General features: G+C 67.9%; 19 protein-coding genes. 12 read left to right on the top strand and 7 right to left on the bottom strand.

The genetic code is table 11. The features are described 5' to 3' along the window. Nucleotides 1-279: 279 nt before the first annotated feature. Genes E4N63_RS03980 through E4N63_RS03960 form a run of 5 tightly spaced genes read right to left on the bottom strand, consistent with a single transcriptional unit; the run spans nucleotide 280 to nucleotide 5,034 of the window. Nucleotides 280-1,281, bottom strand: a complete 1,002-nt coding sequence (locus E4N63_RS03980) for a proline racemase family protein (RefSeq protein WP_125621469.1) — start codon at nucleotides 1,279-1,281, stop codon at nucleotides 280-282. Nucleotides 1,282-1,283: 2 nt separating this feature from the next. Continuing rightward, nucleotides 1,284-2,180 (bottom strand): dihydrodipicolinate synthase family protein, encoded by an 897-nt coding sequence (locus E4N63_RS03975; RefSeq protein WP_230239903.1) that lies wholly within the window; start codon nucleotides 2,178-2,180, stop codon nucleotides 1,284-1,286. Nucleotides 2,181-2,190: 10 nt separating this feature from the next. Beyond that, nucleotides 2,191-3,624, bottom strand: a complete 1,434-nt coding sequence (locus E4N63_RS03970; protein WP_230239902.1) for an NAD(P)/FAD-dependent oxidoreductase — start codon at nucleotides 3,622-3,624, stop codon at nucleotides 2,191-2,193. After that, a complete protein-coding gene (locus E4N63_RS03965) occupies nucleotides 3,617-3,871 on the bottom strand; it encodes a (2Fe-2S)-binding protein (RefSeq protein WP_019710709.1) in 255 nt (84 codons plus the stop codon). The genes E4N63_RS03970 and E4N63_RS03965 overlap by 8 nt, the downstream gene beginning before the upstream one ends. Next, entirely contained in the window at nucleotides 3,868-5,034 is a 1,167-nt protein-coding gene (locus E4N63_RS03960; protein WP_230239901.1) for an FAD-binding oxidoreductase, read from the bottom strand. The genes E4N63_RS03965 and E4N63_RS03960 overlap by 4 nt, the downstream gene beginning before the upstream one ends. Nucleotides 5,035-5,129: 95 nt before the next feature. On the opposite strand from E4N63_RS03960, the gene E4N63_RS03955 reads away from it, so the two are divergent. From E4N63_RS03955 to E4N63_RS03935, 5 genes are all read left to right on the top strand, one after another. After that, entirely contained in the window at nucleotides 5,130-6,734 is a 1,605-nt protein-coding gene (locus E4N63_RS03955; protein ID WP_230239900.1) for an aldehyde dehydrogenase (NADP(+)), read from the top strand. Nucleotides 6,735-7,402: 668 nt separating this feature from the next. Continuing rightward, nucleotides 7,403-9,982 carry a collagenase gene (locus E4N63_RS03950; protein WP_230239899.1) on the top strand — a complete coding sequence of 860 codons (2,580 nt, stop codon included), beginning with the start codon at nucleotides 7,403-7,405 and terminating at the stop codon, nucleotides 9,980-9,982. Nucleotides 9,983-10,459: 477 nt separating this feature from the next. Continuing rightward, entirely contained in the window at nucleotides 10,460-11,368 is a 909-nt protein-coding gene (locus E4N63_RS03945; protein ID WP_228430321.1) for a dihydrodipicolinate synthase family protein, read from the top strand. Nucleotides 11,369-11,384: 16 nt separating this feature from the next. Beyond that, nucleotides 11,385-12,386, top strand: a complete 1,002-nt coding sequence (locus E4N63_RS03940) for a proline racemase family protein (RefSeq protein ID WP_125621455.1) — start codon at nucleotides 11,385-11,387, stop codon at nucleotides 12,384-12,386. Continuing rightward, nucleotides 12,383-13,807 carry an aldehyde dehydrogenase family protein gene (locus E4N63_RS03935; protein ID WP_125621452.1) on the top strand — a complete coding sequence of 475 codons (1,425 nt, stop codon included), beginning with the start codon at nucleotides 12,383-12,385 and terminating at the stop codon, nucleotides 13,805-13,807. Before E4N63_RS03940 ends, E4N63_RS03935 begins: the two co-directional genes overlap by 4 nt. A gap of 203 nt (nucleotides 13,808-14,010) precedes the next feature. On the opposite strand, the gene E4N63_RS03930 is transcribed toward E4N63_RS03935, so the two are convergent. Continuing rightward, complete coding sequence (locus E4N63_RS03930) at nucleotides 14,011-14,610, bottom strand: hypothetical protein (RefSeq protein WP_230239898.1); 600 nt, start codon at nucleotides 14,608-14,610, stop codon at nucleotides 14,011-14,013. A gap of 485 nt (nucleotides 14,611-15,095) precedes the next feature. Here E4N63_RS03930 and E4N63_RS03925 point away from each other — a divergent pair, with 485 nt between their 5' ends. After that, complete coding sequence (locus E4N63_RS03925) at nucleotides 15,096-15,803, top strand: GntR family transcriptional regulator (RefSeq protein WP_043462405.1); 708 nt, start codon at nucleotides 15,096-15,098, stop codon at nucleotides 15,801-15,803. A gap of 165 nt (nucleotides 15,804-15,968) precedes the next feature. Here the strand turns inward: E4N63_RS03925 and E4N63_RS03920 are convergent, their stop codons facing one another. After that, nucleotides 15,969-17,435, bottom strand: a complete 1,467-nt coding sequence (locus E4N63_RS03920; RefSeq protein ID WP_125621449.1) for an aminopeptidase P family protein — start codon at nucleotides 17,433-17,435, stop codon at nucleotides 15,969-15,971. Nucleotides 17,436-17,675: 240 nt separating this feature from the next. Here E4N63_RS03920 and E4N63_RS03915 point away from each other — a divergent pair, with 240 nt between their 5' ends. From E4N63_RS03915 to E4N63_RS31385, 6 genes are all read left to right on the top strand, one after another. Then, nucleotides 17,676-19,418: an ABC transporter substrate-binding protein gene (locus E4N63_RS03915; protein ID WP_125621446.1), complete on the top strand. Its 1,743-nt coding sequence runs from the start codon at nucleotides 17,676-17,678 to the stop codon at nucleotides 19,416-19,418. Between the two features lie 14 nt (nucleotides 19,419-19,432). Beyond that, on the top strand, nucleotides 19,433-20,434 hold the full coding sequence (locus tag E4N63_RS03910; protein WP_125621443.1) for an ABC transporter permease: 1,002 nt from the start codon (nucleotides 19,433-19,435) through the stop codon (nucleotides 20,432-20,434). After that, complete coding sequence (locus E4N63_RS03905; RefSeq protein ID WP_125621440.1) at nucleotides 20,431-21,417, top strand: ABC transporter permease; 987 nt, start codon at nucleotides 20,431-20,433, stop codon at nucleotides 21,415-21,417. The genes E4N63_RS03910 and E4N63_RS03905 overlap by 4 nt, the downstream gene beginning before the upstream one ends. 2 nt (nucleotides 21,418-21,419) lie before the next feature. Then, complete coding sequence (locus E4N63_RS03900; protein ID WP_230239897.1) at nucleotides 21,420-22,520, top strand: ABC transporter ATP-binding protein; 1,101 nt, start codon at nucleotides 21,420-21,422, stop codon at nucleotides 22,518-22,520. Further along, nucleotides 22,507-23,550: an ABC transporter ATP-binding protein gene (locus E4N63_RS03895; RefSeq protein WP_230239896.1), complete on the top strand. Its 1,044-nt coding sequence runs from the start codon at nucleotides 22,507-22,509 to the stop codon at nucleotides 23,548-23,550. Before E4N63_RS03900 ends, E4N63_RS03895 begins: the two co-directional genes overlap by 14 nt. A gap of 108 nt (nucleotides 23,551-23,658) precedes the next feature. After that, a complete protein-coding gene (locus tag E4N63_RS31385; protein WP_185831046.1) occupies nucleotides 23,659-24,051 on the top strand; it encodes an ATP-binding protein in 393 nt (130 codons plus the stop codon). The last annotated feature ends 326 nt before the right edge of the window (nucleotides 24,052-24,377 follow it).

Here is a 24,377-nt window from a genome sequence, read left to right as displayed (position 1 = left end):
CCGGCACTTGTGGTGGACGCGTGAGTCTGCTGTAGGAATGCCACGGCTGTAATGTGTGACATTGCACAGAGGGGTGGGGTGTCGTGGCTGGGAGTTTCGCCGGTACTCGTGGTGGACGCGTAACTCTGCCTGCGTCGATGCCATGCACACATGCTGTGATGTGTGACATTGCACAGACCATAGCTGTCAGCGCCGTGAGGTGCGAGCTTTGTCGACACTTGTGATGGACGCGTGACTTTTGGCCCGTCTCGTATGCCGCATGGCGGCATACGAGGTCACTCAGAGTGCGAAGCCGGCCGGGTAGGGGTCGGACGGATCGAGCATGTACTGCGCGGTTCCGGTGATCCAGGCGCGTCCCGTAACGGATGGCAGGACGCCCGGTCGGCCGCCGACTGTCGTCTCGCCGAGGATCCGCCCGACGAACCGGGAGCCGATGAACGACTCGTTGACGAACTCCTGGCCGGCCAGCAGCTGCCTTCGTGCGTGCAGCTGCGCCATCCGAGCGCTGGTACCCGTGCCACAGGGAGACCGGTCGAACCAGCCCGGGTGAATCGCCATGGCGTGCCGCGAGTGCTCAGCAGTCGATCCGGGAGCTTCGAGATAGACGTGGTGGCACACGTTGATCTCGGGATTCTCCGGGTGGGCCACCGGGTTCTGCGTGTTGATCGCGTTCATGATGGACAGTCCGGCGTCGAGCAACCGCTGCTTCTCCGCCCGGTCGAAGGGAATGCCGAGATCCTCGAGCCGGACGATGGCGTAGAAGTTGCCGCCGTAGGCGATGTCGTATCGCACCGGCCCGTACCCTTCGACATCTACCACCTGATCGAGAGCGTGGCAGTACGATGCGACATTCTCCAGGGTCACCGACTCGGCGTGGCCGTCACGGACCCGCACCCGGGCCGTGACCAGCCCCGCCGGTGTGTCGAGACGGACCAGGGTCTCCGGCTCTACGACCTCGACCATCCCCGTCTCGACGAGGACCGTCGCGACGCCGATGGTCCCGTGCCCGCACATGGGCAGGCATCCGGAGACCTCGATGTAGAGCACGCCGAAGTCGGCATCCGGCCGGGTCGGGGGCTGCAAAATGGCCCCGGACATCGACGCGTGCCCGCGCGGCTCGTACATGAGCAGGGTGCGCAGGTGCTCCCGTTCTGCTACGAACCGCTGCCGCCGCTCGAACATGGTTGCCCCGGGGATGACACCGACGCCACCCGTGATCACGCGGGTCGGCATCCCCTCGGTGTGTGAGTCGACAGCGTGGTAACAGACAGTCGAGCGCATCGTCAGTTGACTCCGGCGTCGATGAGGGCCTGGGTGGCGACGCGCACGACGACCTCCGTCTCCGGGCTGAGTGCCTGCCGCGGCGGGCGGCAGGCGCCACCACGTCGGCCGATCATCTCCTGGCCGAGCTTGATGGCCTGGATGAACTCCGTCTTGCTGTCCCACCGCAGAACCGGGTGCAGCTGACGGTAGAGCGGCAGGGCCGTCTCGAGGTCACCGGAGACCGAGGCGTTGTACAGCGCGAGACAGGCCTGGGGGAAGACCTGAGGATAACCGGCAACCCAGCCCTTGGCGCCGGCTATGCCGACCTCCAGAACGGTGTCGTCGGTGCCGATCATGAGGTCGAGGCCGGGCGCGAGCTCGGAGATCTCGTAGCACCGCCGGACATCACCGGAGAACTCCTTGACGCCGACGATGAAACCCTCGGCGTGCAGCTTGGCCAGCAGCTCCGGGCGCAGGTCGACCTTGGTGTCGACGGGGTTGTTGTACGCGGTGACGGGAAGGCCGACCGAGGCCACCAGCTCGAAGTGCTCGAGGACTGCGCGGTCGTCGGCGCGGTAGGCGTTGGGCGGCAGGCACATGACGGCCTGGCAGCCTGCGTCCTTGGCGAACTGGGCATGCCGCTGGGCCTCGCCACCGCCATAGGCGCCGACGCCCGGCATCACGGTGAACCCCTCGGGGGCGTTCGCAATGGCCGCTTCGACGACGCGGTCGCGCTCCTCGTACGTCAAGGTCTGGTACTCGCCCAGCGAACCGCTCGGCGCGACACCGTGCAGCCCCTGCTCGGCGAGCCAGGAAACGCTCTCCCCGTAGGCGCCGAAGTCCACCGTGAGGTCGTCGTTGAACGGCAGGCTCGTCGCGACGATGACGCCGTGCCAGGGCTTGCGAGTCTCGCTCATGAATGCTCCTTTATCGGTTTTCACTGTATTTTTCGAAGTCGCCGAGCGCACCGAGGGTGACGGGCGTCGCGACGAGTCGTTCCGCGGGCACGTAGGCCCGCTCCTGTGATGCGAGGCAGTGGACCGCCGGTCCGCACATCCGCCCCTGGCACCAGCCCATACCGGCCCGGGTCAGCTGCTTGACCTGCCGGTGATCACTTGCCCCGCTGCCGGTGCAGGCGGCCCGGACCGCGCCCGCGGTCACCTCCTCGCACCGGCACACGACGGTCTCGTCGGTCAGCCACGAGGACCATGCCGGCGGGATCGGGTGAGCAAGGCTCATCGCCCGCGCGAAGGCACGTTGCCTGGCCACCGTGGCGCGCACCCTGGTCAGACGCTTCTTCCCCAGCACGGGAGCCGCTCCGGAATCGGCGAGAACCGACTCGGCGGCAAGATGCCCCTCACCCACCGCGAGGGGAGCGCCGCCCACACCGCACGCCTCACCCGCGGCATAGAGGCCGGGGACGGTGGTGCGCTGCCCGTCGTCGACGGCGACGACCGCGTTGCCGTCCTCGGAATCCGTGAGCTCACAGCCGAGGGGGAGGAGCAGGTCGAGCTGAGGTGTGAAACCCCAGCCGACGCCGACGGCATCGACCTCGACCCGTCGTTCCGTGCCCGGGCGCGGACTGCCGTCGTAGGCCAGTGAGGCAATGCGGACCGACGTCACCCGGTCGCCCCCTTCGGCGCCGATAATCGCCGTGCGCGGTCGGACCCGGATGCCGTGGCGCGCCAGCGCGGCGGCGTACCGGGCACCCTCAACCCACTTGCCCGGGTTGCCCAGAAGCGGACCCGGGTGCCGCAGCCACGCCAGCGGGTGGGCCGCCTCGCACACCGCGACCACCTCGACTCCGCGTTTCGCGAGGCCTGCGGCCACCGGCAGCAGGAACGGGCCGGTGCCGCCCAGCGCCACGCGGCTCCCGGCCGCGACGCCGCCGCCCTTGAGCAGCGCCTGGAGGCCACCGACGGTGAGTACACCCGGCAGGTCCCACCCGGGGAACGGCAGTTGCCGGTCGTAGGCCCCGGTGGCCACGAGCAACCTCGGCGCGCGCAGGACCACGGCAGTCTCCTCGGGCACCTTGCGCCGGTCGACCGCGCGGACCGCGAATCCGTCGCCCTCGCGGACGGCGGACCACACGTGGTGCGCCAGGCGCAGTCCGAGCCGGCCGTTCGCCCGGCCTGCCGACAGCGCACGGGAGAGCGCATGGTAATCCCGCAGTTTGTGGTGGAGATCTTCTGTCCGGATCGCCGACCGTGCGTGCTCGGGCGGATGCCGCCAGAACTGACCTCCGACGGCGGTGCCCGAGTCGACGAGGATGACGCGCAGCCCGCCGGCCAGAGCCGTGACCGCCGCGGCCATACCGGCCGGCCCCGCACCCACAACAATGAGATCCGCTGTTTCACTCATCGTCACCCTCCCCGGTCGTGACGGTCATGCCCGGGCGTGCCGGCACCAGACAGGCACGCTGCCCACCGGCTCCGTCAATCGTCACCAGGCAGTCGAAGCAGACGCCGATCCCGCAGAACACGCCGCGCGGGCGGTGCCCGATGCGGGTGGTGCGCCAGGCGACCCGGCCCGCGGCCACGAGGGCCGCGGCAACGGTCTGTCCCTCGATGAACGCCAGCGGCCTTCCATCGACGATGATCTCGCTCACTCTGACCCACCTCCGGAGGTGAAGAAGCGGTCGGGTAGAAGGCCTGCGTGCGCTGCCGGATCGGCGCCGTGCCAGGGACGGCCCAGCAGCTGGGCCGTCACGAGCGCACCCGTTGCGGGGGCGAGACCGATGCCCGCGCCCTCGTGACCGCATGCATGGACAACCCCCGGGACCCGCGGGTCGGGACCGATGACCGGCAGGTGATCCGGGCAGTACGGCCGGAAGCCGCGGTAGGCGCGGATTACCTGGACCTCACTCAGGAAGGGGAACAGCCGGCACGCCTGCGCGGCAAGTTTGGCGACCACGGCGGGATTCATCGTCGTGTCGAAGCCGACGCGTTCCCGGCTGGCACCGATGAGGATCGTGCCGCCCCGCGTGCCCTCGACGACGCACGAGGTCTCCAGTCCGGCGTCGGACGAGGCGACGTTGGCGACGTAGTCGGCCGAGTAGACCTTGTGCCGGACCATCGGTGGCAGCGGTTCGGTCACGAGGACGAAGCCCCGGCGTGGCAGCACCTCGATGGGCGCACCCAGTCGGCGGCCGACCTCACCGCCCCAGGTCCCCGCAGCGTTGACGACGGCATCGGCGGGAAGGACGTCTCCGGCCGTCGTCCGGATGCCGGTGACCCGGCCGTCCCGGTCGGTCACTGCGGCGGCGACCTCACCCATATGGAAGCCCGCGCCACGCGCCACGGCGGCGCGCAGCAGTGCGGCCGCCGCGAGAACGGGCTGCACTTGGGCATCCTGCGGGTAATGGACGCCGCCGGGGATCCCCGGTGCGAGGTGGGGCTCGAGGTCGTGTACGCGATCGATCGGCTCGACAAGGACACCGGCCGCTGCCTGCCGCGCGGCGAATGCGCGGAGCGCCGCGAGACCTTCGGCCGTGCTCGCGACGACCAGGCCGCCCTTGGGTTCGAGCTCGAAGGAGTCCGGCCCGAGTTCCTCGCCGGCCTCGTCCCAGAGCACACGGCTCAGGTGAGCCAGATCGAGTTCGGGCCCCGGTTCCTTGTCGGAGAGAAGGACGTTGCCCTCCCCGCGACTCGTCGTCCCGGCACCGACGGGTCCGCGGTCGACGACCGTGACATCCAGGCCTGCCAAGGCGGCGTGGAAGGCACACGCGGCGCCGACGACGCCCGCGCCCACGACGAGGACCTTCAGGGTCATCGACTCTCCCTCTGTGCAATGTCACATGTTATTGCCTAGGGTATACGTCAGAGCGAGCTGAGACAACGACCGCACCGATATGACTTTTGTCCTGCATGGACGAGGGATGGAGAACTGTGAACCTGACGGGAAGCTCAATCGTGGCCGGCCGGGACGTTCAAGGGACGGGCGAAGCATGGCGCGGCATCGTGGCCGCGACGGCCGAGCCCCAGGGCCCCGAGTTGCGGGATGCCTCGCCGGACCATGTTGCGCAGGCAGCCCGGACTGCCTCCTCGGCCGCGCGCGACTGCCGCGCCCTGCCCGCGCATCGGCGGGCTGCCTTCCTCGACGCCTGCGCGGAGGAGATCGAGGCACTCGGCGACACCCTCCTGCGGCTCGCAGCGAGCGAGTCCGGGCTGCCACTGGACCGCCTGACCGCCGAACGCGGACGCACCTGCGGGCAGTTGCGCATGTTCGCCGACCTCGTCCGAAGCGGGGATGCGCTGGGAGTCCGTGTCGACCCCGCGCTCCCCGAGCGTCAGCCACTGCCCCGGGCGGACCTGCGCCTGCGCAAGCTACCCCTCGGCCCCGTCGCCGTGTTCGGCGCGAGTAACTTCCCGCTGGCCTTCTCCGTCGCCGGCGGTGACACCGCCTCAGCTCTTGCCGCGGGCTGTCCGGTCATTGCCAAGGCGCACCCGGCTCATCCGGGCACATGCGAACTCGTCGCCCGGGCCGTCACCGCTGCCGGCGAGCGCACCGGCATGCCCGCCGGTGTCTTCTCGTTGCTGGTCGGCCGCGGTACCGAGGTCGGCCAGGCGCTGGTGCGCGATCCGCGGATTATGGCCGTCGGATTCACCGGTTCCAGGAGCGGAGGGCTGGCGCTGGTCGAGGCCGCGAACGCCCGGCCCGTGCCCATCCCGGTCCATGCCGAGATGTCGGCGGTCAACCCTGTGATCGTCCTTGACGGCGCCCTGTCCGATCCCGCATCGCTTGCCACCGCGTACGTGTCGTCGCTGACCAACGGGTCAGGCCAGTTCTGCACGAACCCCGGTCTCCTGCTGCTGCCGGCGGGCACAGCAGGTGACGCCTTCTGCACGGCCGTGGCCCAGGCCGTGGACGGCACGACCGGACAGGTCATGATCACCCCGGGGATCGCAGAGGCGTACACCCGGGGGACTCGGCGGTGGGCGGCCGTCGACGGTGTCTCCGTGGTGGCACAGGGTGTGCCCGGTGAGAGCCCGTACGCGCCGGGTTCCGCGGTCCTCGAATGCGACGCGGCGACGTACGCGAGCCACGAGGACCTCTCGGGTGAGGTCTTCGGTGCCGCCGGACTCGTCGTGCGGTGGTCCGGGGCCGACGAGCTCCTTGCTCTGCTGGAGCAGATCGAGGGGCAGTTGACGGCCACCCTGCACGGGACCGACGCCGACCTGGCGACGGCCGAGCGCGTCCTGCCGGTGCTGGAAGAGCGAGCCGGGCGCATCCTGTGGGGCGGTTGGCCGACGGGGGTCGAGGTCTGCCACGCCATGGTGCACGGTGGTCCGTGGCCCGCGACGTCCTCGCCCGGTACGACCAGTGTCGGGACCCTGGCGATCGAACGCTGGCTCCGGCCCGTCTGCTACCAGTCGTTCCCCGATGCACTCCTGCCCGAGGAACTGCGCGCCGGCAACCCGCTGGGTGTCACCCGCCTCGTCGACGGCGTGCTGGAGCCGCGGTCCAGGTAACGGCACACCGAACTCCTGCCGCGGCACCGGACACATACAGGGATGCGAGCCTTCGGAGAGGCTGCCCGCGCCACGGGACTCAAGACGGTTACCGGCTTGCAGCCCGTCGTCCCGGCAGTGAGGGGGACGTTTCCACGGGCCAGGGCCTCGCAGTCACGGGCCGCTTGTTGTCCAGGGCGGCCGGGAGAGCGGTTCCGGACAGAGCGGCCGTGGCTTCCGGGCGCACGGCAACTCGTGCAGCGACGGCTTGCCGGCCTCACGTGGACGCGGCACCCGGCCCGGGTCAGGCCTGCTCAGCGCGTGATGGATCCCTGCCGGTGACCTTCACGGCAGCGCCCGCCCCTGCCGACCTGCTCTCGCCAAGTCGGGTGAAGCCCAGGCGCGGTAGGGCCGCGCCCACCACAGCTGCGCGAGCGGTCAGGGATGCCGGTCGGTGTGCGTGATTCCTCATGGAAGATCGCCGCATGTCCCGTTGCGGCACCGTGAGTTGGTGACGTCTTCCTCGGTACGAGGTCTTCAAGAAACATGTGACGTGTGCCATTGTACTGTCGCATGGCACGCACGTGTTCATGCCAAACCTCTCGGGGCGACCGCTCCGGAACCGCGCAGGACAACTCTCACTCAGGCCACGCCCTCGGCGTGGCCTCACCCACCGCTGGAGGCGGCACGTGAGAACGAAACAGGTGCGACAGGACGTAGCCAGGATTCTGGTCCTGGTGCTGACACTGTGCTTGGGGGTCGGGCTGCTCTCCGCGCCCGGCCAGGCGGCAACGACGGCCACGTCCAAGAAGGCACCAAAGGACCCGCCACCGCAGTCGTCTTCGGCCGCGCAGGACCGTGAGGAGCCCGAACACGTCCGCAAGGCGCCGCTGAAGCCGGCGGACCGCGCGCCACTGCCGGCGACGAAGGACGCGCTCAAGAGGGACTACGACGATCCGGCCTCGCCGGCACCGCGGGTCAGCCCGTCGATGAAGGCGGCGCAGCAGAAGCAGGGATCGCTCTCCCCGTCCGCCGTGCCCGCGTGCAACACCAGTGACTTCACCAGCCGTTCCGGCGCCGCGCTCGTCCAGCAGATCAAGGCATCGACCACGGACTGCATCAATACGCTGTTCAATCTGACCGGCAGCGACGCCTACTACGCCTTCCGCGAGTCGCAGATGGCCAGTGTCGCCTATGCGGTCAGGGACGGCTCATCCGCGTACCCGGGCAACAGCAGCACCGGGATGCCGCAGCTGGTGCTGTACCTGCGGGCGGGCTACTACGTACACTGGTACAACGCCTCAACCGTGGGCACCTACGGGCCCAGTCTCCAGACAGCGATACGGTCGGGCCTCGACGCCTTCTTCGCCAGCACTCATTCCAGGGACGTCACCGACGCCAACGGTGAAACCCTCGCCGAGGCTGTCACGCTGATCGACAGTGCCGAGGAGAATGCCCGCTACCTGTATGTGGTCAAGCGGCTGTTGAACGACTACAACAGCTCCTACAACACCTCGTGGTGGATGCTGAACGCCGTCAACAACGTCTACACGGTGCTCTTCCGGGGCCACCAGGTGCCCGCGTTCGTCACCGCGGTGAAGGCCGACCCGAGCGTGATCGACACGGTGTATACCTTCGGGTCCTCGCATACCGGTCTGCTGGGCACCGACCAGGGCTACCTCACCTCCAACGCGGGACGCGAACTCGGACGCTTCCTGCAGCACACGGAACTCCACTCCAGGGTCCGCCCGCACGCCACGAGCCTGCTCAACCAGAGCTCCATCACTGGCAGGACGGCGCCGTTGTGGGTCGGCGTCGCGGAGATGACGGACTACTACGACAAGGCCAACTGCTCCTCCTACGGCACCTGCAACCTGCAGCAGCGCCTGGCCGCAGAAGTTCTCCCCATCAACCACACCTGCAGCTCGAGCCTGCGCATCAAGGCGCAGGAGATGACGGCGGGCCAGCTCAGCAGCACCTGCAGCAGCCTGGCCGGCCAGGACGCCTTCTTCCACAACATTGCCAAGGACAGTGGTCCGGTCGCCGGAGACCGCAACACCACCCTCGAAGTGGTGGTGTTCGACTCCAGCACCGACTACCAGACCTACGCCGGGGCGATGTACGGCATCGACACCAACAACGGCGGTATGTACCTGGAGGGCGATCCCTCTGCGGCGGGCAACCAGCCGAGGTTCATCGCCTACGAAGCCGAATGGCTGAGGCCGACATTCGAGATCTGGAACCTCAACCACGAGTACACGCACTACCTCGACGGCCGCTTCAACATGCACGGTGACTTCACGTCCAACGTCTCGACCCCCACCATATGGTGGATCGAGGGCTTCGCCGAGTACGTGTCCTACTCCTACCGCAACGTGCGGTACGACGCGGCCATCACCGAGGCGGGCCGCCGAACCTACGCGCTGCGCACCCTGTTCGACACCACCTACAGCCACGACACGACACGCATCTACCGGTGGGGCTATCTCGCCGTCCGGTACATGCTCCAGTCCCACCGCGCGGAGGCGGACACCGTCCTCGGCTACTACCGCACCGGTAACTGGAACGCCGCACGGACGTACCTGACCAACAGCATCGGCTCCCGCTACGACACGGACTGGTATAGCTGGCTGTCGGCGTGCGCGGCAGGCGACTGCGGGGGCAGCACGAACCCGCCCGGGAACCAGGCCCCGACGGCCGCCTTCACCGTCGCCGTCAGCGGTATGACGGCCTCCTTCGCCGACAAGTCAACCGACTCCGACGGCACCATCGCCTCACGGTCGTGGGACTTCGGTGACGGCACCACATCGACCGCCGCCAACCCGTCGAAGACCTACACGTCGGCCGGCACCTACACCGTCAAGCTCACGGTCACCGACGACAAGGGTGCTCCGAACACTGCCACGCAGAGTATTGCCGTCGGCGGGGGCAGCACCGTCCCCGAGTGCACCGGCAGCGACACCCGCCAACTCGACCGGAACTGCAAGCGCAGCAACCTGTCGGCGACTGCGGGCAACTACGCCCACCTGTACATCTACGTCCCGGCGGGCACCCAGCAGCTCAAGATCACATCTTCGGGGGGCACGGGCAACGGCGACCTCTACTACAGCAACAGCACCTGGGCCACGACCAGCAGCTACACCAGCAGGTCCACCGGTCCCGGCAACAGCGAGACACTGACCATTGCCAACCCTCCGGCGGGCTACAACTACATCAGTGTCGCCGCCGTTGACGACTTCGGAGGGGTGACGGTCAAGTCCGAGTACTGAGCCTCGCACGGAGCGCGCGGGAGAAGACGACAACTCCTGCCCGGTGAACCCGGGCGGGCAGCGGCCCTCGGGGCGCCGCTGCCCGCCCGGGCACCGCTTTGACCGGGGTGGATCCTTGGCCGACAATAAAACATGTGACATATTACTGAGGGTCCTCGCGGAGCGAATGGTGGACGTTGTCTGGCTGGCGTCGCTGGGCGCGATTGTGCGCAGGACGCAGCGCATGCCGGGCCGAACTGCTCACGCACGCGGGAATGAGCCGGCGCGGGGCCGGCTGCGCGGTCCCACCATGACCTGCCCGGCTGCGGGAGGTAGCGAAGTGCCCGATGGGCCGAAGCCGGCGTGCCCTGTCGTATCCCGACCCGCTCGGTGATCCGGCCACCGGTACCTCCGAGCCGCCCACCTGACCTCACAGGCACAGCAGCCGCCTTCTCGGAGCGGTGCCGAGGAACTGTTGCCCCATACCTGGAGTGAGTTATGACCACCTCTCAGCGAAGCCGCACCCGCCCCTGGCGCGGCGTCATGGTCGCTACGGCGACCCCGCTGCGTGCCGACCTCTCGGTCGACTTCGAGGCGTACGCCGATCATGTGCGGCAACTGATCGACTCCGGCTGCGACGGTGTCGTCCCGAACGGCTCGCTGGGGGAGTACCAGACTCTCAGCGACGAGGAACGCGCACGTCTCGTGACCACCGCGGTGGAAGCCGCAGGCGACGGTGCCCGCGTCATGGCGGGCGTCGCCGCGTACGGCAGCACCGAGGCGCGCCGCTGGACAGAACAGGCCGCCGAGGCGGGTGCCGGATCGGTCTTGCTGCTTCCTCCCAACGCCTACCGGGCCGACGAGGTAGCCGTGCGTGCACACTACGCGGAGGTGGCCAGGGCAGGTCTCCCCGTCGTCGCCTACAACAACCCCTACGACACCCGCACCGATCTCTCTCCGCGGCTGCTGGCGACTCTCCACGGTGAAGAGAGCATCGTCGCGGTGAAGGAGTTCACCGGAGATGTCCGCCGGGCTTACGAGATCGCTGAGCTGGCGCCGGGACTGGACCTGCTGATCGGCGCGGACGACGTACTGGTCGAACTCTCCCTCGCCGGAGCGGTCGGCTGGATCGCAGGGTTTCCGAACGCCCTGCCCGAGGCATGCGTGGCCCTCTACCACGCTGCCGCGGCCGGGAACCTGGACATGGCCATGCCGCTCTACCGGGCCATGCACCCCCTGCTGCGCTGGGATTCCAAGCCTGAGTTCGTCCAAGCCGTCAAGCTGTCGATGGACGTCGCCGGCCTGCACGGCGGCCTGTGCCGCCCTCCGCGTTCCCCGTTGTCATCCGAGGACCGGGCCACCGTGCGCGCCGTCACGGAGAAGCTCCTCGCCGAGGGCCTGAGCTGACAGAAGGAGTAGCTCCGTGCGCAGCCACCGCATCATCCACGTCGTCGACTCCCACACCGAGGGCATGCCAACCCGCGTCGTCACCGGAGGAGTCGGAACGATCCCCGGCTCCACCATGGCCGAGCGCCGCACCCACTTCCTGCAGCACCTTGACCACCTGCGGACACTGCTGATGTATGAGCCGCGGGGTCATGCCGCGATGAGCGGGGCGATCCTGCAACCCCCCACCCGGCAGGACGCCGACTGGGGTGTGCTCTTCATCGAAGTGTCCGGCTGCCTGCCGATGTGCGGACACGGCACCATAGGCGTCGCCACGGTACTGGTGGAGACGGGTATGGTGCCGGTGACCGAGCCGGTGACCGAAGTGCGACTCGACACCCCGGCAGGCCTGGTCGTCGCCGAGGTGCGGGTCAAGGACGGTGCCGCGCGGGCAGTGACCCTGCGCAACGTGCCCTCATACAGTGCCGGTCTGAACCGGACGGTCGACGTCCCCGGGTACGGCCCAATCACCTATGACCTCGCCTACGGCGGCAACTTCTACGCGATCCTGCCGCTGGAGCAGCTCGGGCTCCCCTTCGACCGGACCCGCAAGGACGACATCCTCCGGGCCGGGCTGGCCGTGATGAAGACCATCAACGCCGTGGACCAGCCCGTTCACCCGGAAGACTCCGCCATCAAGGGATGCCACCACGTGCAACTGCTGGCACCCAACGCGGACTCGGTCCGCTCGCGGCATGCCATGGTCATTCACCCGGGCTGGTTCGACCGCTCACCCTGCGGCACCGGGACTTCGGCGCGCATGGCCCAGATGCACGCACGCGGCGAACTGCCGCTCCACCGCGACTTCATCAACGCATCATTTCTCGGTACGTCCTTCACCGGTCGGCTCCTCGAAGAGACGGAAATCGCGGGTCTGCCCGCCGTCGTACCGACCATCACCGGGCGCGCGTGGGTCACCGGCACCGCCCAGTTCTTCCTCGACCCGACAGACCCCTTCCCGGAAGGCTTCCTGCTGTGACCCCCCAGGCGACCCCGGCGGATCCCGCAGTTTTCACCTCACGCAACCCCGCCGACCCGTCCGACACCGTCATAGAGTTCCCCGGCTGTGGAGAGGAAGCCGTAATACAGACGGTGCAGCGCGCCCGACAAGCCCAGGCGGAGTGGCTCGGCGCCGGGGTGGCCGCCCGCTCGGAGGCGCTGTGCAAGGCTGCTGACGCGATCGAGCGTGCCGCAGACGAGATGACTGGTCTGGTGATCCGGGAAGTCGGGAAGCCGCTCGCCGAAGCCCGTGCCGAACTCGCCAGCACGGTGTCGATCTGGCGGTACTACTCCCAAGTGCTCCATGAGCCCTCGGGCGCTCTGCACGAGCCTGCGGCCGGCCCGGGGGTGCTGCTGACCCGGCGGCGCCCCCTCGGCACGGCAGGGCTGATCACGCCATGGAACTTCCCCTTGGCCATTCCCAGTTCGAAGGCAGCTCCGGCACTCGCGGCCGGCAACGCCGTCATTCTCAAACCGGCCCCGGAAGCCACCGCATGTGCGCTCCACCTGGCCGAAACCCTTGGAGATGTGCTCCCTGACGGCCTGCTGCGGGTCGTTCCGGGCGGTCCGAACGTGGGCGAGGCCCTGGTTCAGCTGGCCGACGTGGTGTCGTTCACCGGGTCCACCGCCGTCGGCAAAGCCGTGGTACGCACGGCGACCGCATGTGGTACTCCGGTGCAGGCGGAGATGGGCGGGCGGAATGCGGCGATCGTTCTGCCAGACGCGGACATCCCCCAGGCCGCTGCGCACATAGCGGCAGCCATCGCCGGGTACGCCGGGCAGAAATACACGGCGACCAGCCAGGTGATCGCCGTCGGATCAGCGCGTGAGCCACTGCGTGACGCCCTGGCCGAACGGCTTGGCGCCATGACGGCAGCCGACCCCGGCTCCGCTTCCACGATCTGCGGTCCGGTCATCTCCCTTGCCGCCCGCCACCGGGTCGCGGAAATGCGGATGAGCGCTCTCGCTGCGGGCGCGCGTCTGCTCGCAGGAGGCGCCGACGGGCAGACCGCCCCCAGAAACGGGTGGTATGTCAACCCCACGCTTCTCGAAGCCGTACCGGACGGCCATGAGCTGCTCGAGGACGTAGTCTTCGGCCCCATCGCCGTGCTGCAGGAGGCGAACGGTCTCGACCAGGCGGTGCACTTGGCCAACGCGGGACGCCAAGGTCTGGTCACCTCACTCCACACCACCGACCTGGAGTCTGCTCTGTACGGTAGCGACCACTTGGAGGCCAGCATGGTCGGTGTGAACGCACCGACGACCGGTGTCGCCTTCCCCCTTCCCTTGGGGGGAACAGAGGGGTCCGGCCACGGTCCCCACGAACAGGGTCGGGCTGCCCTGGACTTCTACACCAGCCAGCAGACGATCTCCCTGCTGCCCGGTGGATCCTGGCGGTGATGGCCGATCCGAGGCGGGGGCCGTCCGAATATGCGGCGGCCCCCGCCTCGGAGGCTCACCAGTTGGGCCGAGAGGACGGTCTCCCCCGCCGGCCCCGGCTCAGGTCACCGGCGTGGCTCAGCCGTGGAGCGGGCCGATCGGACGGTGACACCACTGAGGCCGGGCACGCCCTGCCACCGCGGGCGCGGCCGAGCTGAGGCATCTCATCTCCATCCGTTGCTGCCGAGGTTGTTCAGCTGGGTTGAGCAGACCTCGTAGCTGCCTTTCGCGTGGTCGGCAGTTGTCCGGCCGTCGATGGTGATGGAGCAGCGGATGTCTCCTCCGCTGTGGGCGAGTTGGACGCTGACCTGGTAATACACGGCATCCGGGTCGAGTTTGACTTTTTTGGTCATCGGCAGGTCGGTACTGCCGAGGTTCTTGGAGTCGGAACCGTAGGTGGTGGTCACCCCGGATGCCGCGCTGCCCCACACCTTGAAGACAACCTGCGGAAGCTGTGACGGTTCCCGGCCGCTGGAAGGCGCGTTTGCGGCGGACCGGTCCGTGGAGGCGTCGAGTGCCTTGTCCGCCTGCTCGCTGATGAGTTTCTTCCACTGTTCGTCCGTGAGGTCGGTACAGGACTGAGGTCTGCTGTCACCGTCATCGTCGCCGTTCAGATTGCGGATGAGCATGTCAAAAACGTCGTCGGTGCAGGCCGCGGTGGCGGTTGTGCGGCTCGAGGGCTCCTCGGCCTTGGTGGCGGGGGCACAACTGCCGGCGAAGAAGGCGGCCAGAGCAGCGGCCGCGACGGTGCGAGGGTGGTGCATGGTCTTCCCCCTGGGGCTTTGTAGACGAACGGGGTCACGCCCGGTGGGCGGATATCTGATCTTGAAAGAGTCCTGACACGGTGGCGCCCGCCTCCGGCGGCGGGTTGGCGGGCGGAGAGGACTGCGGCCGTGTGCAGCCATAGGCTTTCGGTTTCGCGTTGACCGCCGGCCCTGCGGGAGTGCCCGTCTCCGAAATCTGGCCAGCTGCGGCCGAAGAGGTCGTGGCGGAGACCGCGCTCTGCCGACGGCTTCCGGGCTCGCCACTGCCGGTGCTGCCGCTGTCGCGTTCGGCGCAGGGCCGACAGGCGGGCCGACTGTTGCCGGACGGTACCCACGGCGCCTCACCGGGATCGCGAACACAGCCTGGGCCGGAGCCGTTCCACAGGGCCTGCCCGGCCTCTTCGGCTCTGGACAACACACGGTAAGATCAGGGAAACGTGACATTGCACTCCGTGTCCGCTCGCCAAGCTGTGAAGGGGACTGCTATGGCTCACCTGAAGCCGGGCAAGATCATTTCGGTTCAGGAGCACCTGCGCGATCAGGTGGCCCATGCCCTGCGTGCTGCTCTGATCGCAGGGGAACTGCGCCCCGGTGTCGTCTACTCCGCTCCAACCCTCGCGGCAGAGTTCGGTGTCTCGGCCACCCCCGTCCGCGAAGCCATGCTCGACCTGGCTCGTGAGGGCCTGGTGGAAGCGATCCGCAACAAGGGATTCCGCGTCACTGAGATGACCGAGCGGGACCTGGACAACTACACCGAGATCCGCAGGCTCATCGAGATCCCAACCATCGGAGTGATCACCACCACCGCCGAACCCGAACAGCTCGAAGCGCTACGCCCGGCAGCGGAAGAGATTGTGGCTGCCGCCCGTGAGCACGACCTCATCGGCTACCTTGAGGCAGACCGCCGATTCCACCTCGACCTGCTCGCCCTGACCGGGAACAACCACTTGGTGGAGGTGGTCGGAGACCTGCGCAAGCGTTCCAGGCTCTACGGTTTGACGGAACTCGATCAGGCCGGGGTGCTGGTCGACTCGGCACAAGAGCACATTCGGCTACTGGATCTCATGCTCAGCGGCGACGCCGAAGGTGCTCAGGAGCTCATGCGTCATCACCTCAGTCACGTGCGCACCTTGTGGGCCGCGGGGAAGCAGGAGGCCGACAAGCCCAGCGCGCTGCGGCTGCCCAACCGCTAAGAGGTCTGTCGGCACATCTGTACGGGAGCCGCCAGGACGCCGGGTGAGAAGCCGGCGCCGCGAGAAGTGGTTTTCACGCGGCGCCGTTTGTGGCGTCCCGAGCGGGCACGGCTTGTCAGGCGTATGAGGTATGCCTGTTGCCGGAGTCGGCCGCACTGGTGTGTGTCATTCGTTGAGCAAGGAGCCCATCCATTCCTCCACGGCCTCCACGCTGCGGGGGAGTGCCCCGGACATCAGGTGCGCGCCGTCAGCGGTGATCACGAGGTCGTCCTCGATGCGGACACCGATGCCGCGCAGTTCCAGAGGCAATGTCTCGTCATCGGGTTGCAGATACAGCCCGGGCTCCACGGTGAGTACCTGCCCCTCCTCCAAGACTCCGTCGAGGTACACCTCCGCCCGGGCTTTCGCGCAGTCGTGCACATCGAGACCGAGCATGTGCCCGCTGCTGCACAGGGTGTAGCGGCGGTACAGACCGTTGTCGCGGGCGAGCGCTTCTTCCGCGGGGACCCGCAGCACGCCCCATTCATACAGCCCTTCGGCGATCACGCGCATGGCCGCCATGTGGAAGTCGCGGAACCGGGCGCCCGGCCGCAGCGCCGCGATCCCGGCGTCCTGCGCGGCGAGCACCAACTCGTACACCTCACGCTGCACGCTCGAGAAGCGCCCGGACAGCGGCAGGGTCCGCGTGATGTCGGCTGTATAGAGGGTGTCGGTTTCCACTCCGGCGTCGAGCAGCAGCAACTGGTCGCGAGCCAGGGGGCCGTCGTTGCGGATCCAGTGCAGGACGCAGGCGTGTGCTCCGGCCGCAGCGATTGTGTCGTACCCGGTACCGTTCCCCTCTGCCCGGGCACGGAGGTTGAAGACACCCTCGATCCACCGTTCACCGCGGGGATGCCGCAGAGCCCGGGGGAGAGCGCGGACCACATCTTCGAAGCCGGTGGCGGTGTGGTCAACGGCGAGTTGCAGTTGGGAGACTTCCCAAAGGTCCTTGATCAGCCGCAGCTCGGCCAGGCAGGCCGCCAGCTCGGCGTCCCGGTCGTGCTCGGCGCTTCCCGGGAGACTGCGTCCGCACAGTGAGTCGAGCGAGCCGTCGACCCCCCACACCATGCGGGTCGGGGGCTGGGCGCCGGCCAGCAGTGTCGTCAGGTCGTCCACGTGCCGGCAGGTGATGCCGGTCATGGTTGCCGCCTCCTCGAGGTCGGGTCGGCGGCCGACCCAGAACTCGCCGTACCGGCGGTCACGGTAGAACTCATCTCCCGCGCGTGGCGAGCGGGGACGCAGGTAGAGCACGGCCTCGTGGCCCTCGGCTCCGGCGGGTTCGAGGACCAAGACGTGTCCCACCTGGTCTTCGCCGGTGAGACCGGTCAGCCAGGCGTAGGCACTGTGCGGACGGAAGCGGTAATCGCAGTCGTTGGAACGGACCTTGAGCACACCGGCGGGTATCAGCAGCCGCTCCCCGGGAAAGCGCGCGGACAGGCTTGTGCGTCGTCTGCTGGTGACGTTGTGGCCGGGAACGCGGATGTCCGGTGCCAGAGGTGAGGGTGCCCATGCGGTGCTCATGAAGGCCTCGAGGGCGGGGGAGACCGCCATGTCGTGGCTGCCTGTGTTCAGGCGGGCAACAGGCACGGTCATAGGATCGCTCCTTGGTTGGGAGGGTGGCCCGTAGCAGGCGAGAGGGCCCCGGAGGTCGGCATCGCCGCTCTTCACGGGCGGGGGAGAGCGGTGCCGGACACGGGTACGTAACGAGCTCTCCACCCCTCTTGCCAGTGTAATTTTACATTACTATGTTACCCGCCAGACCTCGAGAGCAGACATCGAGGATCCGGCCTGCACATTCGGGACCCACCTGGTCCATCCACAACGGAGTGGCATATGACCAAACGCATGCACGTTGCCCTGGCGGCGTCGCTCGCGACCTCCCTGGTTCTTGGCCTGGGAGCCTGTTCCACCGGCAACGACTCCGGCGGAGAAACCAGTGATGACGGACGGGGGCCCGGGGCCACCGGTGTCATCGGCGGGACCCCGAAGAAGGGCGGCACGCTGACGGTCCTGTCCAACCAGGACTTCTCTCACCTGGACCCGGCCCGCAACTGGGTGATGCCCAATATGGACTTCGGCGTCCGCCTGCTTTACCGGACCCTGACCACTTTCAAGGCGGCGCCGGGCGCAGAGGGCAGCGAGATCGTCCCAGACCTGGCCACGGATCTGGGCAGACCCTCCGAAGGTGGAAAGGTGTGGACCTTCACCTTGAAGAAAGGGTTGAAGTACGAAGACGGAAGCCCTGTCAAGGCCCAGGACATCAAGTACAACGTTGAGCGGTCCTTTTCTCCCGATCTGACCGGGGGCCCGGATTATGCCCAGCAATACCTCGCTGACACGGAGGGGTATCAGGGACCGCTCAAAGGCAAGCACCTGAAGTCGATCGAGGTGCCGGACGACCACACTCTCGTCTTCCATCTCAAGCGCCCTGTCGCAGAGTTCTCCTACACCGTGACCCTGCCGACGTTCTCCCCCGTACCGGAGTCCAGGGAGAAGGGCGTGCAGTACGACCTGCGCCCGTTCTCCTCCGGGCCCTACAAGATCGCCCGCTACGACAGGGGCAAGCAGATGGTGCTGGTCCGCAACAAGCACTGGGATCCCGACACCGACTCCGTCCGCAAGGCGTACCCGGACAAGATCGTGGTGAAGATGGGCTTCAAGGGCGGCCAGATCGACGACCGGATCATCGCCAGCCAGGGCGCGGACGCCTCAGCGGTCGAGTGGGCGGACATGCAGCCGGCGAGCGTGTCCAAGGTGCTGAGCAACAAGGAGACCAAGAAGCGGCTCACCGCGGAGCTGACCGGGTGCACGGACATGCTGCACCTCAATACCTCACGCGCTCCCTTCGACGATCCCAAGGTGCGCGAGGCCATGCAGTACGCGGTTGACAAGGACGGGCAGATGACCGCCAACGGCGGCCCGGCCCTCAACGAGGTCGCCACCGCCTACCTGCCGCCGTCGCTGACCGGTGGCAACAAGTCCGACGTGCTCCGGGTCGAGCCCGGCGGAGACCCGGCGAAGGCGAAGAAGCTGCTCGCCCAGGCCGGCAAACCGAAGGGCTTCAGAACCACCCTCACCGTCTCCACCGGGGACAAGTCCAGGGCCGAGGCGCTGCAGGAGAGTCTGAGCCGGTCCGGGATCGAGGTCAAGATCCAGGCCGTGGACCCGTCGGTCTACTACGACACCATCGGTGACACCAAGAACGCGCCTGACATGGCCATCAGCGGCTGGTGCCCCGATTACCCCTCCGGCTCCACGTTCCTGCCGTTCATCTTCGACGGACGGACCATCAAGGAGAAGGGCAACCAGGGCAACTACGCCCAGTTCCGCGACGAAGAGGTCATGAAGCGGATGGATGAGATCGCCGGCATGGGCGACCCCACCAAGGCGAACAAGGCCTGGATAGAGCTGGACGCCCAGATCATGGCCAAGTCACCGTCCGTCCCGCTGCTCTGGGAGCGCAAGCCTCTGCTGGCCGGCAGCAACATCGCCGGCGCTTTCGGGCACCCCATGTGGACCGGTCAGTTCGACTACGCGGTGATCGGCCTCAAGAACCCTGACAAGAGCCAGGGCTGAGGAGCCACACTGCCATGACCAGCCCGCTGAAGACCGCCCGGCTCCTCGCCGGGCGGTCCCCAGCCCCGGCCCCCGACAGCTCGGGCGCATCCGGTACTCCCGAGGCGCCCGAACCCGCCGGCCGGGCTCCCTGGCGCGCCGCGTGGATCGCGGTACGCCGTGACCGCGGCGCACTGCTCGCCCTCGGGGTCGTCGCCCTCTTCGCTCTGATGGCCGCCGCCGCACCACTGATCAGCGCCCTCGGCGGCTGGTCTCCGACGGAGTTCGACAAGAACGCCATCGACCCCTACCTCGGCGGACTGCCGAAGGGCTCGTTCGGCGGGATCGGTGCCGAGCACTGGCTCGGAGTGGAACCCGTCACCGGGCGGGACCTCTTCGCCCGCGTCGTGTACGGGGCGCAAGTCTCTCTGCTGATCGCATTCACCGCCACCGCCATCGTGGTGGTGGTCGGTACCGCGGCGGGCATTGCGGCCGGCTACTTCGGGGGCCGGGTGGACACAGTGCTCAGTCGCCTGATGGATCTCACCATGTCATTCCCCTCCCTCATTTTCATGATCGCGATGATGTCGGTGGCCCAGGACGTCAACCGTGTCCTGCTCATGACGGTGGTCATCGGGATCTTCGGCTGGCCGGGCATTGCCCGCGTGGTCCGCGGGGAGACGCTGTCCTTGAAACACCGCGAGTACGTCGAGGCGGCCCGTGTGAGCGGATCGGGCTCCTGGCGAATCCTCACCCGGGAGATCCTGCCCAACGTCTCGGGCCCCATCATCGCCTACACCACGCTTCTCATCCCCGGCATGATCAGCACTGAGGCGGCGCTCAGCTTCCTCGGCGTCGGGGTGCGGCCGCCGACCGCCTCCTGGGGGCAGATGATCTCCGAGGCTGTCGCCTTCTACGAAACCGATCCGATGTACTTCATCATCCCCAGCGCCTTCCTCTTCCTGGCCGTGCTCGCGTTCACCATCCTCGGTGACACGCTACGGGACATCCTCGATCCTCACGGAGACCGTGCGTGATCACCTACCTCGCCCGCAGACTGGCCGGTGTCACCGGGGTTCTCCTGGCCATCTGCGCTATCACCTTCACCATCTTCTACCTGTTGCCGGCCGATCCCGCCGCTGCTGCCTGCGGTAAGACCTGCAGTCCCGAACGCCTCGCCGAAGTGCGCCACTTCATGGGACTGGACCAGCCCGTGTGGCGGCAGTTCGCCGACTACCTGGTGGGGATCTTCGCCGGACGTGAGCTGGGTACCGAGCCGCACACGCTGAGCTGCGGCTTCCCCTGCCTCGGCTACTCCTACGAAAACTCCCTGCCCGTGTGGGAGCTGCTCACCGACCGGCTGCCCGTCTCCGCGTCGCTGGCCTTCGGCGCCGCGCTGATGTGGCTGGTGCTCGGCCTGGGCGCCGGAATCACCGCGGCCCTCCGCAAGGGGACGATGACCGACCGGACCCTGATGATCGGTGCCGTGGCCACCGCTTCACTTCCGGTCTACTTCACCGCGGTCATGCTCCTCTACGGACTGGTGCGCGTCGCGGGCCTGTTGCCCTACCCCGAATACGTGCCGCTCACCGCGGACCCGGCTGCCTGGGCCACCAACCTGCTGCTGCCCTGGAGCGCGCTCGCGGTCCTCTACGCGGCGATGTACGCCAGGCAGAGCCGCAGCTCCATGATCGAAGCCATGGCACAGCCCTACATCCGCACCGCCCGCGCCAAGGGAATGCCCGAGCCGACTGTGGTCGTCAAGCACGGCCTTCGCTCCGGGTTGACGCCGGTGCTCACGATCTTCGGCATGGATCTGGGCGGCCTGCTCGCCGGTGCCGTCATCACCGAGAGCATCTTCGGCATACCCGGCGTCGGCAGACTCTTCTTCGACGCACTCCAGCGATCCGACCAGCCGGTCATCCTCGGTGTCACGCTGCTCGCCGCTTTCTTCATCGTGGCCGCGAACCTCATCGTCGACATCCTCTATGCGTTCATCGACCCCAGGGTGAGGTACTGACCATGGGCACTCATCCTCCGGCCCGTTCGGACGAGCCGTTGCTGCGAGTCCGCGACCTCCATGTCACCTTCCCCGTATCCGGCAGGCGCGTCAGAGCCGTCACCGGCATCGACTTCACGGTCGAAGCCGGCCGCACGCTCGGCATCGTCGGAGAATCCGGTTCAGGGAAGTCCGTCACCTCCCTTGCCGTCATGGGCCTGCACCGCACCGCGGAGGTCAGTGGCTCCATCACCCTGTCCGGACGTGAACTGACCACCCTCCCCGACCGCGAGCTCGCCAAGCTGCGCGGCCGTCGGATGGCGATGATCTTCCAAGACCCGCTGTCCAGCCTCCACCCCTACTACACCGTCGGCGAGCAGATCGCCGAGGCCTACCGGGTGCACTTCAAGGCAAGCCGGCGCGTCGCGCACCGCCGTGCCGTGGAGATGCTGGGTGAGGTGGGCATACCGCGCCCCAACCAGCGGGTGTCCGACTACCCCCACCAGTTCTCCGGCGGTATGCGCCAGCGTGTCATGATCGCTATGGCCCTCGCCTGCGAACCCGAACTGCTCATCGCCGACGAGCCCACCACGGCCCTGGACGTCACCGTCCAGGCGCAGATCCTCGAGCTCATCGCGCGGATCCAGGCCGAACGCGGCCTCGGGGTCATGCTGATCACCCATGACCTCGGGGTCGTCGCGCGGGTGGCACACGAAGTGCTGGTCATGTACGCCGGCCGAGGGGCCGAGCAGGCGAGCGCGGATGCCCTCTTCGCCGAACCGGCCCACCCCTACACACGCGGCCTGCTCGACTCGCTGCCCCGCCTCGACGACGCCGATGACGCGCCGCTGCGCGCCATCCCGGGAAGCCCGCCCTCCCTGCTCGAACCGGCAGTGGGATGCGCCTTCGAGCCCCGCTGCTCCCGCGCCACCACCGCGGCCCCCCGGATCCGTGAGCTGTGCACGAGCGGCCGGCCGGATCTCGCCCCGCTGCGCGACGGGCATCTCGTCGCATGCCATCTCCCGCTCGTGACCGGCGAGCGCGTCGACCCCGGGCACGGCCCTGACAATCCCGGCGACCCGCAAGCGCCGTCCTTGGAGAGAGAATCCCATGACTCCTGCTGACAGCCGGGCCACCGTCGATTGTGCCCGCACCGAGACAGCGGACAGGTCTGCCGCTCTCCTGTCCGTACGGCAGCTGGTCAAGACATTCCCCGGACGGCGTACCCGGACCGGCCGGGCGACCCCGCCGGTGCGCGCCGTGGACGGGGTCAGTTTCGACGTGCGGGCCGGCGAGACCCTCGGACTGGTCGGCGAGTCCGGCTGCGGGAAGTCCACGACAGGCCGCATGCTGGTGCGCTTGCTGGAACCCACCGGCGGATCGGTTGCCTTCGACGGTGTGGACATCAGCCACCTCGGCCAGCGCGCGATGCGGCCGTTGCGCCGTTCCCTTCAGATGATTTTCCAGGATCCGCACTCCTCCCTCAACCCGCGGCAGAGGGTGTCCCGGATCATCGCCGACCCCATGCTGGTACAGGGAATCGACGCAGGCGCCGCCCGCCGGCGTGCTGCCGAACTGATGGAACAGGTCGGACTCATCCCCGAGCACCTCGACCGTTACCCGCATGAGTTCTCCGGCGGCCAGGCTCAGCGCATCGGTATCGCGCGGGCCTTGGCGACACAACCACGGCTGATCATCGCCGACGAGCCGGTATCCGCTCTCGACGTCTCCATTCAGGCCCAGATCGTCAACCTGTTGGAGCGTCTGCAGCAGGAAATGGGGCTCGCTTATGTCTTTATCGCGCACGATCTGTCCGTGGTGAAACGTGTGTGCGACCGGGTTGCGGTGATGTACCTGGGGCGCATCGTCGAGATCGGCGACCGTAACGAGGTCTACACCACCCCTGCTCACCCGTATACCCGTGCCCTGCTGTCGGCGGTTCCGGTGCCCGACCCGGTGGTGGAACGGGCCCGTGAACGCATCGTCTTGCAGGGGGACCCTCCCAGCCCCGCCGAGCCGCCGAGCGGATGCACCTTCCATCCGCGTTGTTTCAAGGCTCAGGAGATCTGCCGCACCGACCAGCCGCCATTGAGGATCACGGGCCCAGGGGAACGGGAAGTGGCGTGCCACTTCCCGGAAACGGCAAGCGTCTGACGTCTCAGGATGCGTCCCTCGCGTTCCCTCCGGAGACGCTGTCGCTCGTGAGCTCAACGAAAAGGAACAGGTCCTCTGAGAACTGATCTTCTCGACTCCACTCGTCTCTTGCCTCACTCGGCCGAAGCCCCTGGCCTGGCGCGATGGCAGGTACGATCCGCCCTGGAGAAAGCTGATGCCGACTCCGAATGCCTGGACAGTGCGCTTCTGGTTGTCTCGGAACTCGTCACCAACGCCGTGCGGCATGCCCTCCCACCCGTCACGCTGCGCTTGTCCTGGGTCCGGAATCGCCGACAGGTGCCCGCAATCCGTATCGAAGTCACCGACGCCGGCCCCGAGTGGAGAACCCGCACGGAAGGCGGATGTTCCCGTCCGGAAGAGAGCGGGCGCGGCAAGGAGCTTATAGCCGCGTTGTCCGTCAGGCAGGGAAGCCGGGCAGTGGCCGACGGTATGGTCTGGTGGGCGGAGGTGGAAAGTCCCAGGGGTGACGGTGCCCGGTGAGCGGAGAAGAACAAGCGTCGCCCAGCATCGCAGCCGATCGTTCTCACCGGCACGCTCCGAATATCACCTTGACGGCGTCCACGTGCAGCGGTGCTCTGGGCGACAGTGGAATCCGTGCTTCGGTGAGGCTGACGCGGCACCGGTGCGTTCGACAGACTCGGGTCGCCCCCAGTCGGGCGAGGCGAACGGCTTGATCACGTACTGCAGGGCGCCGCACCGCATGGCTTCGAGGACCGCCGCGGTGTGATCGGTACGCAGTTCGACCTCCGCGAAGGGGTTGGCGCGGCAGTACGAAGCCGCTGCGTCCACGGCGTTGTCCCGTGACG

The sequence above is a fragment of the Streptomyces sp. MNU89 genome, assembly GCF_020982505.1.
GTDB classification, from domain to species: domain Bacteria; phylum Actinomycetota; class Actinomycetes; order Streptomycetales; family Streptomycetaceae; genus Streptomyces; species Streptomyces xinghaiensis.
This window is presented reverse-complemented; position numbering and strand designations above follow the sequence as displayed.

What these genes read in the sequence shown, in the direction of transcription:
- E4N63_RS03980 (WP_125621469.1), bottom strand. Translation starts at nt 1,281, where the DNA reads ATGCGCTCGACTGTCTGTTACCACGCTGTCGACTCACACACCGAGGGG.
- E4N63_RS03975 (WP_230239903.1), bottom strand. Translation starts at nt 2,180, where the DNA reads ATGAGCGAGACTCGCAAGCCCTGGCACGGCGTCATCGTCGCGACGAGC.
- E4N63_RS03970 (WP_230239902.1), bottom strand. Translation starts at nt 3,624, where the DNA reads ATGAGTGAAACAGCGGATCTCATTGTTGTGGGTGCGGGGCCGGCCGGT.
- E4N63_RS03960 (WP_230239901.1), bottom strand. Translation starts at nt 5,034, where the DNA reads ATGACCCTGAAGGTCCTCGTCGTGGGCGCGGGCGTCGTCGGCGCCGCG.
- E4N63_RS03955 (WP_230239900.1), top strand. Translation starts at nt 5,130, where the DNA reads ATGGACGAGGGATGGAGAACTGTGAACCTGACGGGAAGCTCAATCGTG.
- E4N63_RS03945 (WP_228430321.1), top strand. Translation starts at nt 10,460, where the DNA reads ATGACCACCTCTCAGCGAAGCCGCACCCGCCCCTGGCGCGGCGTCATG.
- E4N63_RS03930 (WP_230239898.1), bottom strand. Translation starts at nt 14,610, where the DNA reads ATGCACCACCCTCGCACCGTCGCGGCCGCTGCTCTGGCCGCCTTCTTC.
- E4N63_RS03925 (WP_043462405.1), top strand. Translation starts at nt 15,096, where the DNA reads ATGGCTCACCTGAAGCCGGGCAAGATCATTTCGGTTCAGGAGCACCTG.
- E4N63_RS03920 (WP_125621449.1), bottom strand. Translation starts at nt 17,435, where the DNA reads ATGACCGTGCCTGTTGCCCGCCTGAACACAGGCAGCCACGACATGGCG.
- E4N63_RS03915 (WP_125621446.1), top strand. Translation starts at nt 17,676, where the DNA reads ATGACCAAACGCATGCACGTTGCCCTGGCGGCGTCGCTCGCGACCTCC.
- E4N63_RS03910 (WP_125621443.1), top strand. Translation starts at nt 19,433, where the DNA reads ATGACCAGCCCGCTGAAGACCGCCCGGCTCCTCGCCGGGCGGTCCCCA.
- E4N63_RS03900 (WP_230239897.1), top strand. Translation starts at nt 21,420, where the DNA reads ATGGGCACTCATCCTCCGGCCCGTTCGGACGAGCCGTTGCTGCGAGTC.
- E4N63_RS03895 (WP_230239896.1), top strand. Translation starts at nt 22,507, where the DNA reads ATGACTCCTGCTGACAGCCGGGCCACCGTCGATTGTGCCCGCACCGAG.